The sequence below is a fragment of the Pseudonocardia sp. Cha107L01 genome (assembly GCF_052566575.1).
Genome location: NZ_CP199579.1, coordinates 1349483 through 1364912 on the forward strand (window position 1 = coordinate 1349483; position 15430 = coordinate 1364912).

Here is a 15430-nt window from a genome sequence, read left to right on the forward strand (position 1 = left end):
GACAGCGCGGACAGGCGATGGTCAGCCGCTTCTGTCGTTCCCGCCGCTGTCGGCGCGGGTGGCGGTCACCCCGGCCGAGACCTCGGTGCACGCGGTGGCCCGCTCGGTCAGCAGCGCCCGTTCCCGCTCGTTCCCGGTGAGCGCGGCGGCCCGCTCGAACTCGGTGCGCGCCTCGTCGCGGCGACCCAACTTGACCAGCAGGTCGCCGCGCACGCTCGGCAGCAGGTGGTACGCCGTGAGCTCCGGCGCCGAGGCCAGCTGATCCACCAGTTCCAGGCCGGCGGCCGGGCCGAACGCCATGCTCACCGCGACCGCCCGGTTCAGCTCGACGACCGGGGACGGCACCGCGTAGGCCAGCAAACGATAGAGCTCGGAGATGCGGACCCAGTCGGTCTGCTCCGGTGTCCGGGCCCTCGCGTGGCAGGCCGCGATCGCCGCCTGCAGCGCGTACGGCCCGGGTGCCGGGCGGTCCGGTGGGCCGCACAGCGCCATCGCCCTGGCCAGCGCGGTGAGGCCGCGGTGGATCAGCAGCTGGTCCCAGCGCGCCCGGTCCTGCTCGAGCAGGAGGATCGGTGCGCCGCCCGGGTCGGTGCGGGCGCGCGAGCGGGAGGCCTGGATCTCCATCAGCGCCACCAACCCGTGCGCCTCCGACTCGCCGGGCACCAGCTCGGCCAGGATCCGACCGAGGCGCAGCGCGTCCTCACACAGCGCCGGGCGCATCCAGTCGTCGCCGGCGGTCGCCGAGTAGCCCTCGTTGAACACCAGGTAGACCACCTCGAGCACCGAGGGCAGCCGGGCGGCCAGCTCGTCGCCGACCGGGGCCTCGAACTGCACACCCGCCTTGGCCAGCGTCTTCTTCGCCCGCACGATGCGCTGCGACACCGTCGACTCGGGTACCAGGAACGCCCTGGCGATCTCGGTGGTGGTCAGGCCGCCGAGGACCCGCAGGGTGAGCGCCACCCTGGCCTCGGTGGACAGCACCGGGTGGCAGGCGGTGAATACCAGGCGCAGCATGTCGTCGCTGATGTTGCCCTCGACCGAGTCCAGCACGGCGTCGAAGTCGTCCTCGGACGGGTCTCGGCTGGTCTCCAGGTCGCGGCCGATCTCCTCCTGCTTGCGTTCGAACCGCTCCCGGCGGCGGATCTGGTCGATCGCGCGGCGCTTGGCCACGGCCATCAGCCAGGCGCCAGGGTTGTCCGGCACCCCCGAGGCCGGCCACTGCTCCAACGCCGCGACCAGCGCGTCCTGCGCCAACTCCTCGGCCTGCCCGATGTCCCGCACCAGCCGGCCCAGCCCCGCGATCAGCCGGGCCGCCTCGATCCGCCACACCGCCTCGATCGCGCGGTGTGTGGTGAGCGGGGGGTCCGGCCGGGGCACGCCACGATTCGAGCAGGTCCCGGTGACCGCCGCAACGACGTAAACCCCGTGAGTGGCAAGTGGTCCTATAGCGCCACTTGCCACTCACGACCTCTGGTCAGGCGTTCTGCTCCGCCTGGGCGCGGATCCGCGCTTCCTGCTCCTGCAGCTCCGGGGTGAACGCCTCGCCGAAGTCCTCCGCCTCGAACACCGGGCGCAGCTCGATGACGAACTCGCCGGTCTCCGGGCGCGGGGCCCGCTTGAGCCACTCGAGGGCTTCCTCGTAGGACTTGGCCTGCAGCAGCCAGAACCCGGCAATGAGCTCCTTGGTCTCGGTGAACGGCCCGTCCAGCACCGTGGTCTTCTCCGCCGTGTGCACCACCCGGGAGCCCCGCGAACTCGGGTGCAGCCCCTCACCGGCCAGCATGACGCCGGCCTTGACCAGCTCCTCGTTGTACGCGCCCATCGCGGCCAACTCCGCCTCGGTGGGCATCTCGCCGGCCTCGGAGCGCTCGTCGGCCTTGACCATCGCAATGAACCGCATGGTGTTCTCCCTGATTGTCTGGTGCTGGTGTGGTCGGGCCGCCGGGTGGGTGGGCCGCTGCTCACACGTCGAACGAGGGTGTCGGAGTTAGACACCGGAGCGAAGGTTTTTTCCACGCCCGGTCGGGGTGACCGGTGTTGTCGCCGTAGTAGTGCCCCTGAGCTGCGGATACTTCCGAATGGAGATCATTTTTGGAATCGGGTGTTTCACTCAAAGGGGGGGTGCCGGTACTGATCGTGGCTAACCGGACGATAGTGCAGATATGAGGTCTTTCCGGCGCATCGCGGTTGTCACCGTCTCGGCTGTTCTGTTGGTGGCGGGCGTAGCGCTCGGGTTCATGCCGGTCAGGACGCAGCTGACCGAGATCCAGCCGGAGCTGCGGCTGCTCAACGTGTCCTGCGGCAACAACTTCCTGCAGGCCTCGCTGCCGGCGCTGCCCGGCAACCTGGTCGCGCTGCCCGAGGAGCCGGGCGTCTACCTGCCCCGGGCCGACTTCGACGCGCACTGCGGTGCCGCGGCCGGTTGGAAGCGCTACGTCGCCTGGGGGCTGACCGCGCTCGGTGCACTCGGTCTGGCGCTCACGTTCTCCGCCGCGCGCACGCCGCGCGGCCCCGGCTCGCCGCGCCCGTCCGGCTCCGGTGGCCCGTCCGGTGGTCGCTCCGGCGGTCCCGGTCGCTCCGGCGGTCCCGCTGAACCCACCGAACCCGCTGGGTCCGCTGAGCCGTCCGAGCCCTCGGCGCCGTCCGAAGGGTCCGGGAGCCGCCACAGTCGTCGCAACGAGACGGCCTCCTGAACGGCTCCTGATCGGCTGGCCGTACCCCGTATCAGCTTTCACAGTCCAAACGGACTGTGAAAGGCTGCGGTCGATCTGGCCGGTGACGAGGAGGCGGACATGACCGACGACGGGTACCAGACGCTGCGCTACCGGGTCGCCGACCGCAAGGCGTACCTGACCCTGCACCGGCCGGACCGGCTGAACGCGATCACCGGCGAGATGGCCGGCGAGCTGGCCGCCGCGGTGCACCGGGCCAACGAGGACCCGGCCGTGCACGTGATCATCCTGAACGGGGCGGGGCGGGCCTTCAGCGCGGGTTACGACCTCAAGCGGTACGCCGAATCGGGCGAGGCGCTCCAGCCGCCGGTCTGGGACCCGATCAAGGACTTCGCCATGATGAAGCGCAACACCGACCAGTTCTTCACGCTGTGGCGCTCGCTCAAGCCGACGATCGCGCAGGTACACGGGTACGCGGTGGCCGGCGGCAGCGACATTGCGCTGTCCTGCGACCTCGTGGTGATGGCCGAGGACGCCCGCATCGGCTACATGCCGTCCCGGGTGTGGGGCTGTCCGACCACCGCGATGTGGGTGTACCGGCTCGGCGCGGAGCGGGCCAAGCGGATGCTGTTCACCGGCGACACGATCGACGGCAGGACGGCCGCCGAGTGGGGCCTGGTGCTGGAGGCGGTGCCGGCCGACGAGCTGTCGGCGGCCGTGGAGAAGCTGGCCGACCGGATCGCCGGCGTCCCTGTCAACCAGCTCGCCATGCAGAAGATGATGATCAACCAGGCGTACGACAACATGGGGCTGCAGGGCACCCAGCTGCTGGCCACCCTGTTCGACGGCATCACCCGGCACTCGCCGGAGGGGCGCTGGTTCCAGGAGTTCGCGAGCGAGCACGGGTTCGCCGAGGCGGTCCGCTGGCGGGACTCCGGCCGCTGGATCCCGGACGGCGGCGGCCCGATTCCGACCAAGGCCGACCTGGCCGACTAACCCGCCCCTCGCCGTGCCGCGTCCCCAAACTCCGCCGTCCCGCGTCCCCACACCCCGCCGTCTTTCCCGCGAGTCGGGGCTCTCAGCACACTGAGTCGGGGCTCTCAGCACACTGAGTCGGGGCTCTCAGCACATCCGGAACGAACTCCCATGAGGGCCCGAAATCGGCCACACCCCGCAGCGTTGTGCTGTGTTTCCCGACTCAGTGTGCTGTGGTTCCCGACTCGCTGTGCTGAGAGCCCCGACTCGCGGGGAGTTTGCGACTCGCGGGGGTGCGTCAGGTGGGGGGCGTCAGGCGGGGGGTAGGACGCGGGTCAGCCAGAGTTCGAGGATGTCGTCGGCGAGTGTGGGGTCGTCGCGCAATGTACTGGTCAGCGCCAGCCCGCGCAGCAGCATGAGCAGCGACTCGTAGGCCACCCGGGCCTGTCCAGGGTCCCGGTCAGCGAACTCGCGGGCCAGCAGTTCGCGCACTGCGCGGCCGATCTCCCGCTGCGACGGCAACAGCGCCGCGTGCAGCGCCGGATCGGTGCGGGCCGCCATCCACAGCTCCAGCGCGGCCTGGAACGCCGGCCCGGACATCGCCCCGCGTACCGCCGCCAGTCTGGCCCCCGGCGTATCCGGGCCGGCCTCGAGCGCGGCCGCGATGTCGGCGATCTGCAGCTCGGCGAGGTAGCCGACGGCGGCCGCGAACAGGTCGGCCTTGGAGCGGAAGTGGTGCAGTAGCGCGCCCCGGGACACCTCGGCGCGGTCCTGGATGCGCTGGGTGGTCGTGCCCGCGTAGCCGTAGTCGACGAGGCAGGCGACGGCGGTCTCGAGCAGGTGCAGTCGGGTGCGGTCGCGCTGCTGGCTGCGGCTGGTCGCGGGCATCGGGGCAGCGTACGGCGTGTCCGTCGGCAGGGATCGGAGACCGACCGTCCGGACGGACTGTGTACTCGGTAACCTGCCGCATGCTCGCAGTGGAGCTCGTCCGGCGCGGCGCGAGGCAACACGCCGACCGCACTGCGCTCGTCGTCGGAGATCGCCGGTTCAGTTTCGCCGAGGTGGATGAGCGGGCCAACCGGGTCGCGAACGCGCTGATCGGGCTCGGGGCCGGTCGGGGCAGCCGGGTCGGGCTCCTGGTCAACAACGGCGTGTGGTCGGTGCCGCTGGACTTCGGCTGCCTGAAGGCCGGCGTGGCGCGGGTGCCGCTGAACGCCCGGTTGTCGCTGACCGAGCAGACCCGGATGCTCGCCGACACCGGGGTGCGGCTGCTGGTGCACGGCGACGACCTCACCGAGCGCGCCCTGCAACTGGCCGGGGCTGTCGACGGGCTGCGGCTGGCCGGCCTCGGTACCCGGGCTCGCGCCGGGGACGTCGACCTGGCCGCCGAGGCGGGCGCGGCCGGCCCGGCCGATCCGCTGATCCCGGTGCGGCCGGACGACGTGACGTTGGTGCTGTTCACCTCGGGCACCACCGGCACGCTCAAGGCCGCCCAGCACACCCAGGCCAGCTTCGCCGCGATCACCGCCAACATCCTGGCCAACCTGGTCAGCCCCGGCCGCGACGACGCGATGCTGCACGCCGCCTCGCTGATCCACGCCAGCGGCACCTTCCTACTGCCGTACTGGGTGCGCGGCGCGCGTTCGGTGGTGCTGCCCGGGTTCGTACCGGACCAGTACGTCGACGCCATCAACAGGCACCGGGTGACCGCGATCAACCTGGTGCCCACCATGCTCGGCGTGCTCCTCGACTCGGGCGAGCTGGACCGCGCGGAGGCGGCGAGCAGCCTGGACACGATCATCTACGGGGCCAGCCCGATGCCCCGGCCCCTGCTGGAGCGGGGCCTGGAGCGCTTTGGGTCGAAGTTCGTGCAGTATTACGGCCAGACCGAGGCGCCGCTGTGCCAGACCGTGCTGACGAAGGCCGACCACGCCGAGGGCGGCGCGCTGCTCGGCTCCTGCGGCCAGCCGGCGGTGGATGCCGAGGTACTGATCGCCGCCGAGGACGGCACGCCGGTGAGCGCCGGGGAGATCGGCGAGATCCGGGTGCGCGCGCCGTTCACCATGGCCGGCTACCACAACGCGCCGGAGCGCAACGCGGAGACGATGGCCGCCGGCGGCTGGATCCGCACCCGCGACCTCGCCCGCGTCGATGACCGCGGCTACCTGTACCTGGTCGACCGCGCCAGCGACATGATCGTCACCGGCGGCTACAACGTGTACCCCCGCGAGGTGGAGGACGCGCTGGCCGCCCATCCGGCCGTCGCCGAGTGCGCGGTGGTCGGCGCACCGGACCCGACCTGGGTGGAGGCGGTCACCGCGTTCGTGGCGTTCCGCCCGGGCCTCAGCGCTCCGGCCGACGAGCTGCGTGACTTCGCCAGGGCCCGGCTGGCCGGTTACAAGATCCCCAAGCAGGTCGTCGTTATCGATGCGATCCCCAAGTCGCCGGTCGGCAAGATCCTGCGTCGCGCACTGCGTGATCCATTGTGGACAGATCAGGAAGGTCGGTCATGAGCGAGGTCGTCACGACAGAGGTCAGCATCCCGGTGCGCTTCAAGGGCGGCACCGGCCAGCTCGGCGGCACCCTGAGCATCCCGGCCGGCGGGGCGCGGACCGTCCAGCTGCTGGTGCACGGGTACAGCTACTCGCGCTACTACTGGGACTTCCCGTTCCAGGCGGAGACCTACTCCTACGTGCGGCGGGCCACCGAGGCTGGCTACGCGACGCTGGCCATCGACCGGCTCGGCGACGGAGTCTCCACCCGGCCCCCGGGACGGTGGTTGACCTGGGGGAACGCCGCGCTGACGGTCGCCGCGGCGGTCAGCGCGCTGCGCAACGGCAGCCTGGGCGCGGCGTTCGAGAACGTGGTGCTCGTCGGGCACAGCTACGGCTCGGTCACCAGCTACCTGGTGGCGGCCCGCCATCCCGGGGTGACCGCGCTGATCGCCACCGGCGCCGCGCACCGGGTCAACTTCGCCCGGATGACGCAGCTGATCCTCAACTCGCCGCCGGTGAGCCGCAACCCCGACTTCGACGTCACCGACCCGATGTACGTGACCACCCGGCGGGACTGGCGGGGCTTCCTCTACAACGAGGCGAACGCCGACCCCGAGGTGATCGCGGCGGACGAGAAGCTCAAACAGACCGCCGGCATGCTCGAGATCCCGAGCGCGCTGCCCTACCTGGTCAACGGCGTCAACAAGGCCACCGACATCCCGGTGCTCACGGTGATCGGCGACGAGGACCAGCTGTTCGCCAGCTGGGGCGCGGCGGACTGTTCCTCCGATGCCGCGCTCGCCGCGTTCGAACGGCGTTTCTACGGGCCGGGCGCCACCGTGGAGGCCATGGTCATCCCAGGTGGCGGGCACGACATCAACCTCGAGCGCACCGCCCCCAAGGCCTACGACCGCATGCTCGAGTTCGCCGACAAACACGTCGGCCACTGACTGGACAAGCATGTCGGCCACTGACTGACAGAATCCGCGACTCGCGCTGACAGAATCCCCGACTCGCGGGGACGTAGGTACCGGGGACTCGCGGGCATGTAGGTCGGGCACGTAGGTCGGGCATGTAGATACGGAGGATGGGGTGGTCGAGGTGGGCGACTTCGAGCTGGTCGGTACCGGGCTGACGGTGTACGAGGACGACCGGGTCATCGAGGGGCCGGTGCGCTGGCTGGACTCGCCGGCCGCCGTCATCGACTTCGTGAACAGCGGCCGGGCCGGCGAGTCGATCGTGCTGGCCCGCGGCGGCACCACCACGTTTCTCTCGCCGGCGCTGACCACCGGCGTCAAGGGAGTGGTCACCCTGCAGGGTGCCCCGGAGAGTCACCTGGGCATCCTGAGCAGGGAGTACGGCATCCCGTGCCTGATGTCGGTGGCGTTCACCAGCGGCGTCCGATCGTCCCGGGGTGAGATCATCCCGGCGGACGGGACCATCGTGCGGATGGACGTGTCCGGCTCGCCAACGGGCCGGGTGTACGCCGAGCCGGGCGCCGCCACCGCGGACCCGGGCGCGGACCCGGACACCGACCCGGGTGCCGAGGAGCGCCAGCCGGCCGGGCCGAGCGCGGAGGAACAGGCGCAGGTCCAGCACCTGCTGCACAACTACCTCGGCGAGACGCCGCACGGCTCGGCCGGTGACCAGTTGTTCCGCCAGCGGATCGGCACCGGTGTGCTGACCACCGGAGAGGACGACCGGGACCTCAGCCGCGACGAGCTGAACGACCTGCTCGGCTACATGGGCTTCAACCTGTGGGACTGCCTGGCGCTGCGGGCCACCGAGGGCGAGTCCGGGCTGATCCCGCGCCAGGAGTACGAGGCGTTCGGCGGCATCCAGATCTGGCAGCGCTACCCGGAGCTGCTCCGGTTCATCACCGACGAGGTCGGGGTGGACGGGCTGCACAGGATCGGCGGCACGTCGCGCCGTGAGATCGGCACCAAGGCGAACATGCTGCACATCTGGTGCCTCGGCTTCACCGTCGGCCTCGGCCGGGGGCTGTCCGTGGGCCTCGGCAAGCTCGGCGCGCACGAGCGCGAGGCCGACCTGCGCGACGGGCTGCAGTTCATGCGCAGGCTCTACACCGGGCTGCGCGGCGGGCCGGGCCAGCCGATGTTCAACACGATGAGCGGCTACGTCGCGCCGCTGCTGGACGGGGACTGGCTGACCCGGTTCCGCGACGAGGTCGTCCCGATCACCGATCCGGAGGCCCGGTCCCGCTACCAGCGGTTCAGCGCGAACACCGAGCTGATGGGTTTCCTGCTGCACTTCGACAACCGTTGCGGGCTGCACGACACCGGTCCGTACCCGACCGGCGACGGCGGGTTCGTGATCGTCCGGGACCACTTCCTGTCCGACGACCTGTACCACTGGGCCGACGTCGCCGAGGACCTGCCGCACGCGATCACCCAGGCGATGTTCTTCTCCCCGGACGCCCCGCTGGAGGTGTCGATCGGCGACCTCGGCACCGTGTTCACCAAGCCGGCCAACTACCTCAAGTACCTGACCGGCATGGCCGTCTACGCCCGGGACCGGTGGGACACCCCGGTCAGCGGGATCCGCCGCCTGGACGACGCCGAGATCGACCGGATCGGCGCGCGCTGCCAGAGTGCGACGACCCAGCTCTACAAGCGCATCGCCGCGATGTCCCGGCGGGACAAGATCATGGCCGGGGCGCAGGTCTACTACACCGACTTCCTGGCCCCGTTCGCCAGGGCCGCCGGGCTGTGGGAGCGGCTGAAGAACGAGTTCGACTTCTTCGAGATCGACCCGGTGGCCTCGGCGGCCTACTACGACCTGGTGCCCAACGACGGGGCGGCGCGCACGGTGCCCCGGCTGCTGCTCACCGGTGCCGCCTACCCGCCGGTGCGGGACCCCGTCTCGGCCGAGGAGGCGATGCCCGCGCTGCACGTGCTGGCACTGCGCGGCTGCTGCCCGGAGCTGCCGGCGCCCGGGCCGTCGCCCGACGAGCTGGCCAGCGCCGGTCTGGTGAGCCGGACCCCGGCGGGTTATCTGCTCACCGATGCCGGCCGGGCGCTGCACGAGCGGGGTCTCGCGGTCGAGCGCAAGGGCGTCGACGCGGAGCGCCTCGGCCAGGCCTACGAGCGGTTCCTGGCGCTGAACGGGCAGCTGAAGGCGGTGGCGACCAGGTGGCAGTCCGCCGACGAGGACGCCCGCTTCGAGCTGCTCGGCGAGCTGGCCGACCTGGTCGGGCGGGTCAAGCCGGCGCTGCGCCGAACCGCCGAGCAGCTGCCCCGGTTCGAGCCGTACCTGCCCCGGCTGCGCAAGGCGATGTCGCGCGCGGAGGAGGGCCAGTTCGAGTACGTGGTCAGCCCGACCGTCGACTCGGTGCACACGGTCTGGATGGAACTGCACGAGGACTACCTGCTGACCCAGGGCATCACCCGGGAACAGGAAGGCAGCTACTGACCGAGGGCGCCGACGCGCGGCCGAGGAACTCGCCGAGGCATGTTTCGGCGGCGAACGTCCCGGTTACCCAGGCGCATGGAACGTGGCAGTGCAAAGCACGGACCCCGGATGGACGAGGAAATGGAGCGCGAGGCGGCGGAGATGGCCCGAGCCACCCCGTCGGTGCGCGCCGAGCAGTGGCCGGACCCGGAGGAGCCGTTGGCCCGGCCCGGCGGGGCGGCGGAAACGGAACCCGACCCGGAAACCGAACCCGACCCGGAAACCGAACCGGGCACCACCCGTTGAGGTAGTGGCTCTCGAAGACGGATAACGCGGGCCGGCCGGGCGCCGATGACCAGGCATGTCCAGGTTCACGATCGGAATTGCCGCCGTCGGTGCCCTGCTCGGCCTGCTGTTCAACTCGGGCACCGACATCCCGTCCCCGACCGGGTCGCTGACCTCGGTTACCGCCTCGGTGGCCGCCGCGCCGGTACGCTGACCCACCGTGCTCGAACAGCGTTGGCCCGAACAGGGTGACCGACCGGGGCAGGCCGACTGGCTGGCCGCCGAGACCGCCCGACTGCTGCAGTTCGCCGAGGGGTCCTGGCACCCGCTCGGCGGTTTCGGCCGCCAGGACGACCGGGGGATGGTCGACCCCAGTGAGTCCGTCGAGCTGTGGATCACTGGCCGGATGACGCACTGCTTCGCGCTGGGCGAGCTGCTCGGCTACCCGGGCAGCGCGGGTCTGGTGGAGCACGGGCTGGCCGCGCTGCGCGGGCGGCTGCGGGACAGCGAGCACGGCGGTTGGTACCCCGAGGTCGGGTCGTCCGGCCCGGTGCGCACCGAGAAGCCGTTCTACCAGCACTGTTTCGTGCTGCTGGCGGCCGCGAGCGCACTGATCGCCGGGCACCCGGGCGCCGGCGAGCTGGTGGTCGACGCCCTCGCGGTCATCGACGAGCGGTTCTGGTCCGAGGCCGACGGAATGGTCGTGGAGACCTGGGACGAGCTGTTCACCGAGGCGGAGCCGTATCGCGGGGTGAACGCGGCCATGCACGGTGTGGAGGCGTTCCTGGCCGCCTACGACGCCACCGGCGACACACTGTGGCGGGACCGCGCGGTGCGGATGATCACCCGGGTCGCGCGGGAGTTCGCCGAGCCGAACGCCTGGCGCATCGCGGAGCACTTCGACAGCGCCTGGAACCCACTGCCGGACTACAACCGGGATCACCCCGACGACCCGTTCCGCCCGTACGGCGCGACCGTCGGGCACGGCCTGGAGTGGTCCCGGCTGTGCCTGCACGCGCACGCCGCCCTGGGCGGTCCCGCCGGGGACGGACCGTCCTGGCTGGTCGACGACGCGCGACGGCTGTTCGACGCCGCCGTGCGGGACGGCTGGGCGGCGGACGGCGCGGACGGCTTCGTCTACACCGTGGACTGGGACGGCAAGCCCGTGGTGCACCAGCGGATGCACTGGGTGCTGGCGGAGGGCGTCGGCGCGGCCACCACGCTGGCCACAGTCACCGGCGACGACTCCTACCGGCGCTGGTACCCGGTCTGGTGGGACTACGCCGAGCGGTACCTGATCGACCGGGAGCTCGGTTCCTGGCACCACGAGCTGGATCGGCACAACCGGCCGAGCGCGACGGTGTGGGTCGGCAAGCCGGACGCCTACCATGCGGTGCAGGCCACCCTGCTGCCCAGGATCCCGGTCCGCGCTTCGCTGGCCCGCGGTGTACGCGACGCGCTGACCAGCGGCGATCTTGAACCGCTTGACCGGTAAGAGGTGGATCGTGGCCGGGAATTCGCCCGCCAGGTAGTACGTTCAGATGATTGTTGAACGTTGTACTACTGAGGAGGTAACCATGCCGGCCGTGACGGTTTCCGACATCACCACCTTGGCCCGGATCCCCGAGCCAGCAGTCGACGCGGTGGAGCGCGGCGTGCGGTCGGTGACCGACGCGCCCACCGGCTACGAGGGCGAGGGGTTCCCGGTGCGCCGGGCCTTCGCCGGCGTGTCGATGACCGACCTCGACCCGTTCATCCACATGGACCAGATGGGCGAGGTGGAGTACGCGCCCGGTGAGCCCAAGGGCACCGCGTGGCACCCGCACCGCGGCTTCGAGACGGTCACCTACATCATCGACGGCACCTTCGAGCACGCCGACTCGCACGGCGGCGGCGGCACGATCACCAACGGCGACACCCAGTGGATGACCGCCGGCGGTGGCATCCTGCACATCGAGCGGCCGCCGGAGGCGCTGGTGGCCAGCGGTGGGCTGTTCCACGGCCTGCAGCTCTGGGTCAACCTGCCGCGCGAGCTCAAGACTGCGGCGCCCCGGTACCAGGACCTGCGGGCCGGCCAGGCCGCGCTGCTGACCACACCGGACGGCGGCGCACTGGTCCGGGTCATCGCCGGTGAGGTGGCCGGGCACGCCGGCCCTGGCTCGACCTACACGCCGATGGCCATGCTGCACACCACCATCAGCCCCGGTGCGCAGCTGCGGCTGCCCTGGCGCAAGGACTTCAACGCGCTGGTCTACGTGCTGTCCGGAGCGGGCAGCGTGGGTGCCGAGCGGCGGCCGGTGCACACCGGTCAGCTCGCCGTGTTCGGCCCCGGCGAGGTGCTCACCGTGACCGGCGCGGACCACCAGGAGTCCCGCCACCCCGCGCTGGACGTGGTAATCCTGGGCGGCACGCCGATCAAGGAGCCGGTGGCCTGGGGCGGGCCGTTCGTGATGAACACCAAGGCCGAGGTACTGGCCGCGTTCGAGGACTTCCAGGCCGGTCGGTTCGGTCAGATCCCGGCCGAGCGGATGCCGCACGGCGACCTGGGCCCGGTTCACTGAGCCCGGTTCACTGAGGCTTGTCCGGTGGCCCGTCGGGCCGGCGCGTCTAGGTCGGCGCGCCACACCCGTGTGCCGATCGTCACCGGACAGGCAACCTCCTGCCCGGTCGAGCGTCCTCCTACTGGGATGGTCTGCGCGCAGCGTGTCGCGGTGCGCACACCGTCCGAGGACGTGTATGACCGAGATGGGTGGTGTCAGGGCATGAATCGGGATGGTGGCGGATATCGGCCGGCGGGGCAGCGGCCCCCGGGGCCGCCGTCCGGCGCGCCCTCGTCCGGACCCCCGCCCTACCTCCCGCCGGCACAGCGCCGGCCACCTCGATCCGCTGGTCAGCGCGGTGGACCCGCCGACGGGCGGCCCCGGCGCACCGCCATCCTGCCCCCGCCCGGAGCCGAGCGGCCGCGCGGCGCGGGCCACCCGCCGGCATGGGGCCACGCGGCGGGCCAGGGCTACCCGCCGGCGCAGAGCTACCCGCCGCCCGGTCGTGGCTCCGGCCGGTCCGGCCCGCCGCGGCCGCCCACCGCCCGGCCGACCCGCCCGTCGCGGCCGCCCAGGTGGGGTCGGCGGCTGAAGGTGCTCGTCGTGCTGCTCGCGGCGCTGTTGCTGGGCGGCGGCATCTACGTGGACTCCCAGGTGACCAGGGTGGCCGCGCTGGCCGACTACGACGGCCGCCCGGACAGCTCCGGCACCAACTGGCTGATCGTCGGTTCGGACAGCCGCGCCGACCTCACCCAACAGCAGGAAGCGACGCTCTCGACCGGGAACGCCGCTGGCCAGCGCACCGACACGGTGATGCTGCTGCACACCGGCAGCGCCGGGACCACGCTGGTCAGCCTGCCCCGGGACTCGCTGCTGAGCATTCCCGGGCACGGCCGGAACAAGCTGAACTCGGCGTACTCGTTCGGCGGCCCGAAGCTGCTCACCCGGACCGTGGAACAGGCCACCGGGCTGCGCATCGACCACTACGCGGAGATCGGCTTCGACGGTTTTGTCAACGTGGTCGACGCGGTCGGCGGCGTGGACATGTGCATCCCGGAGGCGATGAAGGACCCGAAGGCCGGGCTGAACGTCAAGGCCGGCTGCCAGCGGCTCGACGGACAGACCGCGCTCGGTTACGTGCGCACCCGCGCCACCCCCCGGGCCGACCTGGACCGCGTTCAGCACCAGCGTGAGTTCCTGTCCGCGCTGATGAAGCAGGTGGCCAGCCCGTGGACGGTGCTCAACCCGTTCCGGCTGGTCGGGCTGGTGCGCGCGATGCCGGGCGCACTCACGGTGGACAGCAGCGACCACCTGTGGAACCTGGTCGGGCTGGCGCTCGCGATGCACAGGCTGTCCGGCGGCAGCGGCGTGACGACCACGGTGCCGATCGGCGGGTTCAGCACGGTCAACGGCAGCTCGGTGCTGCGTTGGGACAACACCCGCGCCAAGCAGCTGTTCGGCGCGCTGGAGAAGGACCAGCAAGTACCCAAGTCCGCCCTGGGCTGAGTTTTTGTACCGCGAGTCGGGGCTCTCAGCACACCGTGTCGCGGACCTCAGCACACAATCGACGTGTGGCGGACGCGGCGTGGCGGGAGTTGTTGGGGCAGGCCTGGTCGGCCGTGGCGGGCGGGACGGCGATGCCTGCCGAGCTACGGGTAGACGGGCCCCCCATCGGCGAGCTGCCGTCCACGCTGCCGGTGGCGGACACCGCGCTAGCCTGCACCGGAACGGCGTTGCTCGCGGCGGTGGCCCTGGGCCGGAGCCGGTCCGGCGCGGCCGGCTCGCGAGGTGCCGGGCGGCCGGTCGCGCCAGGTGCCGGGCAGCCGGCCGCGCTGCGCGCCGAGCAGGTGGCGGCCGCCGTCCGGAGCGAGGCATACCTGCTGGTCGACGGCACACCGCTGGGCCCGGGGTTCGCGCCGCTGTCCCGGTTCTGGCGCACCGAGGACGGCTGGATCCGCACGCACGCGAACTATCCGTGGCACCGGGCCGCGTTGCTCGCCGCGCTCGACGCCGACGAGGACGGGGTGGCCGCCGCGCTCGCCGAACTCCCGGCCGCCGAAGCCGAACAGCGAGTGGTGGACGCCGGTGGGGTGGCCGCGGCACTGCGCGGCGCCGAGCAGTGGGTGGCGCACCCGCACGGCCGGGTGGTCGCCGGTCAACCGCTGGTCACCGACACCCACTTCGAGACCCACACCCGCCGCGCGGCAGGGAGCCCGCGCCGCCCGGAGCCAGGGCCAGAACCAGGGTCACTGCCCGCCTCCGGCATCCGGGTGCTGGACCTGACCAGGGTCATCGCCGGCCCGGTGGCCACCCGCTACCTCGCCGCACTCGGCGCCGACGTCCTGCGGCTGGACCACCCGGACCGCCCCGAGCTGCCGATCCACCGCTACGACGGGCTGGTCGGCAAGCGCAGCGCACTGCTGGACGCGGCCACCCCGGACGGCGCCGCGCGGCTGCACGAGCTGTTGGCCGGCGCCGATGTGCTGGTCCACGGCTACCGGCCCGGCGCGCTTGCCCGGTTCGGGCTGGCCGGCGCCGCGCTCGCCGAGCGGCACCCGGGGCTCGTCGTGGTGGCGATGTCGGCCTGGGGCAGCCAGGGACCGTGGGGCGACCGGCGCGGGTTCGACAGCATCGTGCAGACGGCGGTCGGCATCGCGGCGCGGGAGTCCCGGGACGGCGACCCGTCCACGGTGGGCTCGGACGCCCGGCCGGGGGCACTGCCGTGTCAGCTGCTCGACCACGGCACCGGCTACCTGTGCGCGGCCGCCGCGTTGGACGGGTTGCGGCGCCAGGCCGAGTCGGGCGGTACCTGGCTGCGCGAACTGTCGCTGGTCCGCACCGCGCACTGGTTGCTCGCGCAGCCGGCCACCGAGCGCCGACCGCCGGTGCCCGCGACCGACACCGACTGGCTCACCGAGGTCCCCAGCGCCGACGGCCCGGTGACCACGGTGACCCCGCCCGGGTCACTCGACGGCGCCCCGCTGAGCTGGCCGGACCTGCGGCTGCGTTACGGCATCGACGCAGCTCAGTGGTCGTGAGTGGCAAGTGTTGC

Annotated in this window: 14 protein-coding genes; 11 read left to right on the forward strand and 3 right to left on the reverse strand. The window is 72.0% G+C overall.

Features of this window, described 5'->3' with window-relative positions; all coding sequences use genetic code 11:
• Positions 1-21: 21 nt before the first annotated feature.
• Both ACTXG6_RS06410 and ACTXG6_RS06415 read right to left on the reverse strand, forming a co-directional pair.
• Positions 22-1377 (reverse strand): RNA polymerase sigma factor, encoded by a 1356-nt coding sequence (locus ACTXG6_RS06410; RefSeq protein ID WP_445186837.1) that lies wholly within the window; start codon positions 1375-1377, stop codon positions 22-24.
• Between the two features lie 97 nt (positions 1378-1474).
• Positions 1475-1900 (reverse strand): YciI family protein, encoded by a 426-nt coding sequence (locus tag ACTXG6_RS06415; RefSeq protein ID WP_445186838.1) that lies wholly within the window; start codon positions 1898-1900, stop codon positions 1475-1477.
• 262 nt (positions 1901-2162) lie between these two features.
• Between ACTXG6_RS06415 and ACTXG6_RS06420 the strand changes: the two genes are divergently transcribed.
• Together ACTXG6_RS06420 and ACTXG6_RS06425 are read left to right on the forward strand one after the other, a co-directional pair.
• Positions 2163-2693, forward strand: coding sequence for a hypothetical protein (locus ACTXG6_RS06420; protein WP_445186839.1), 531 nt, complete (start codon positions 2163-2165; stop codon positions 2691-2693).
• A 99-nt stretch (positions 2694-2792) separates the two neighbouring features.
• The gene (locus ACTXG6_RS06425; RefSeq protein WP_445186840.1) at positions 2793-3668 is read left to right on the forward strand and encodes a crotonase/enoyl-CoA hydratase family protein; all 876 of its coding nucleotides are present in this window, start codon (positions 2793-2795) and stop codon (positions 3666-3668) included.
• A 291-nt stretch (positions 3669-3959) separates the two neighbouring features.
• Here the strand turns inward: ACTXG6_RS06425 and ACTXG6_RS06430 are convergent, their stop codons facing one another.
• Positions 3960-4535 (reverse strand): TetR/AcrR family transcriptional regulator, encoded by a 576-nt coding sequence (locus ACTXG6_RS06430; RefSeq protein WP_445186841.1) that lies wholly within the window; start codon positions 4533-4535, stop codon positions 3960-3962.
• 80 nt (positions 4536-4615) lie between these two features.
• On the opposite strand from ACTXG6_RS06430, the gene ACTXG6_RS06435 reads away from it, so the two are divergent.
• The 9 genes from ACTXG6_RS06435 (at position 4616) to ACTXG6_RS06475 (ending at position 15416) form a co-directional block, all read left to right on the forward strand.
• Entirely contained in the window at positions 4616-6160 is a 1545-nt protein-coding gene (locus tag ACTXG6_RS06435; RefSeq protein ID WP_445186842.1) for a class I adenylate-forming enzyme family protein, read from the forward strand.
• Complete coding sequence (locus tag ACTXG6_RS06440) at positions 6157-7092, forward strand: alpha/beta hydrolase (protein WP_445186843.1); 936 nt, start codon at positions 6157-6159, stop codon at positions 7090-7092. The genes ACTXG6_RS06435 and ACTXG6_RS06440 overlap by 4 nt, the downstream gene beginning before the upstream one ends.
• 142 nt (positions 7093-7234) lie before the next feature.
• Positions 7235-9574 (forward strand): PEP-utilizing enzyme, encoded by a 2340-nt coding sequence (locus tag ACTXG6_RS06445; RefSeq protein WP_445186844.1) that lies wholly within the window; start codon positions 7235-7237, stop codon positions 9572-9574.
• Positions 9575-9682: 108 nt separating this feature from the next.
• The gene (locus tag ACTXG6_RS06450) at positions 9683-9859 is read left to right on the forward strand and encodes a hypothetical protein (protein ID WP_445186845.1); all 177 of its coding nucleotides are present in this window, start codon (positions 9683-9685) and stop codon (positions 9857-9859) included.
• A 55-nt stretch (positions 9860-9914) separates the two neighbouring features.
• Positions 9915-10052 (forward strand): hypothetical protein, encoded by a 138-nt coding sequence (locus ACTXG6_RS06455; protein ID WP_445186846.1) that lies wholly within the window; start codon positions 9915-9917, stop codon positions 10050-10052.
• Positions 10053-10058: 6 nt separating this feature from the next.
• Positions 10059-11333: an AGE family epimerase/isomerase gene (locus tag ACTXG6_RS06460; protein ID WP_445186847.1), complete on the forward strand. Its 1275-nt coding sequence runs from the start codon at positions 10059-10061 to the stop codon at positions 11331-11333.
• Between the two features lie 82 nt (positions 11334-11415).
• Positions 11416-12399, forward strand: a complete 984-nt coding sequence (locus ACTXG6_RS06465) for a pirin family protein (protein WP_445186848.1) — start codon at positions 11416-11418, stop codon at positions 12397-12399.
• Positions 12400-12600: 201 nt separating this feature from the next.
• Positions 12601-13884, forward strand: coding sequence for an LCP family glycopolymer transferase (locus ACTXG6_RS06470; protein WP_445186849.1), 1284 nt, complete (start codon positions 12601-12603; stop codon positions 13882-13884).
• 65 nt (positions 13885-13949) lie between these two features.
• Positions 13950-15416 (forward strand): CoA transferase, encoded by a 1467-nt coding sequence (locus tag ACTXG6_RS06475; protein WP_445186850.1) that lies wholly within the window; start codon positions 13950-13952, stop codon positions 15414-15416.
• Positions 15417-15430 lie beyond the last annotated feature (14 nt).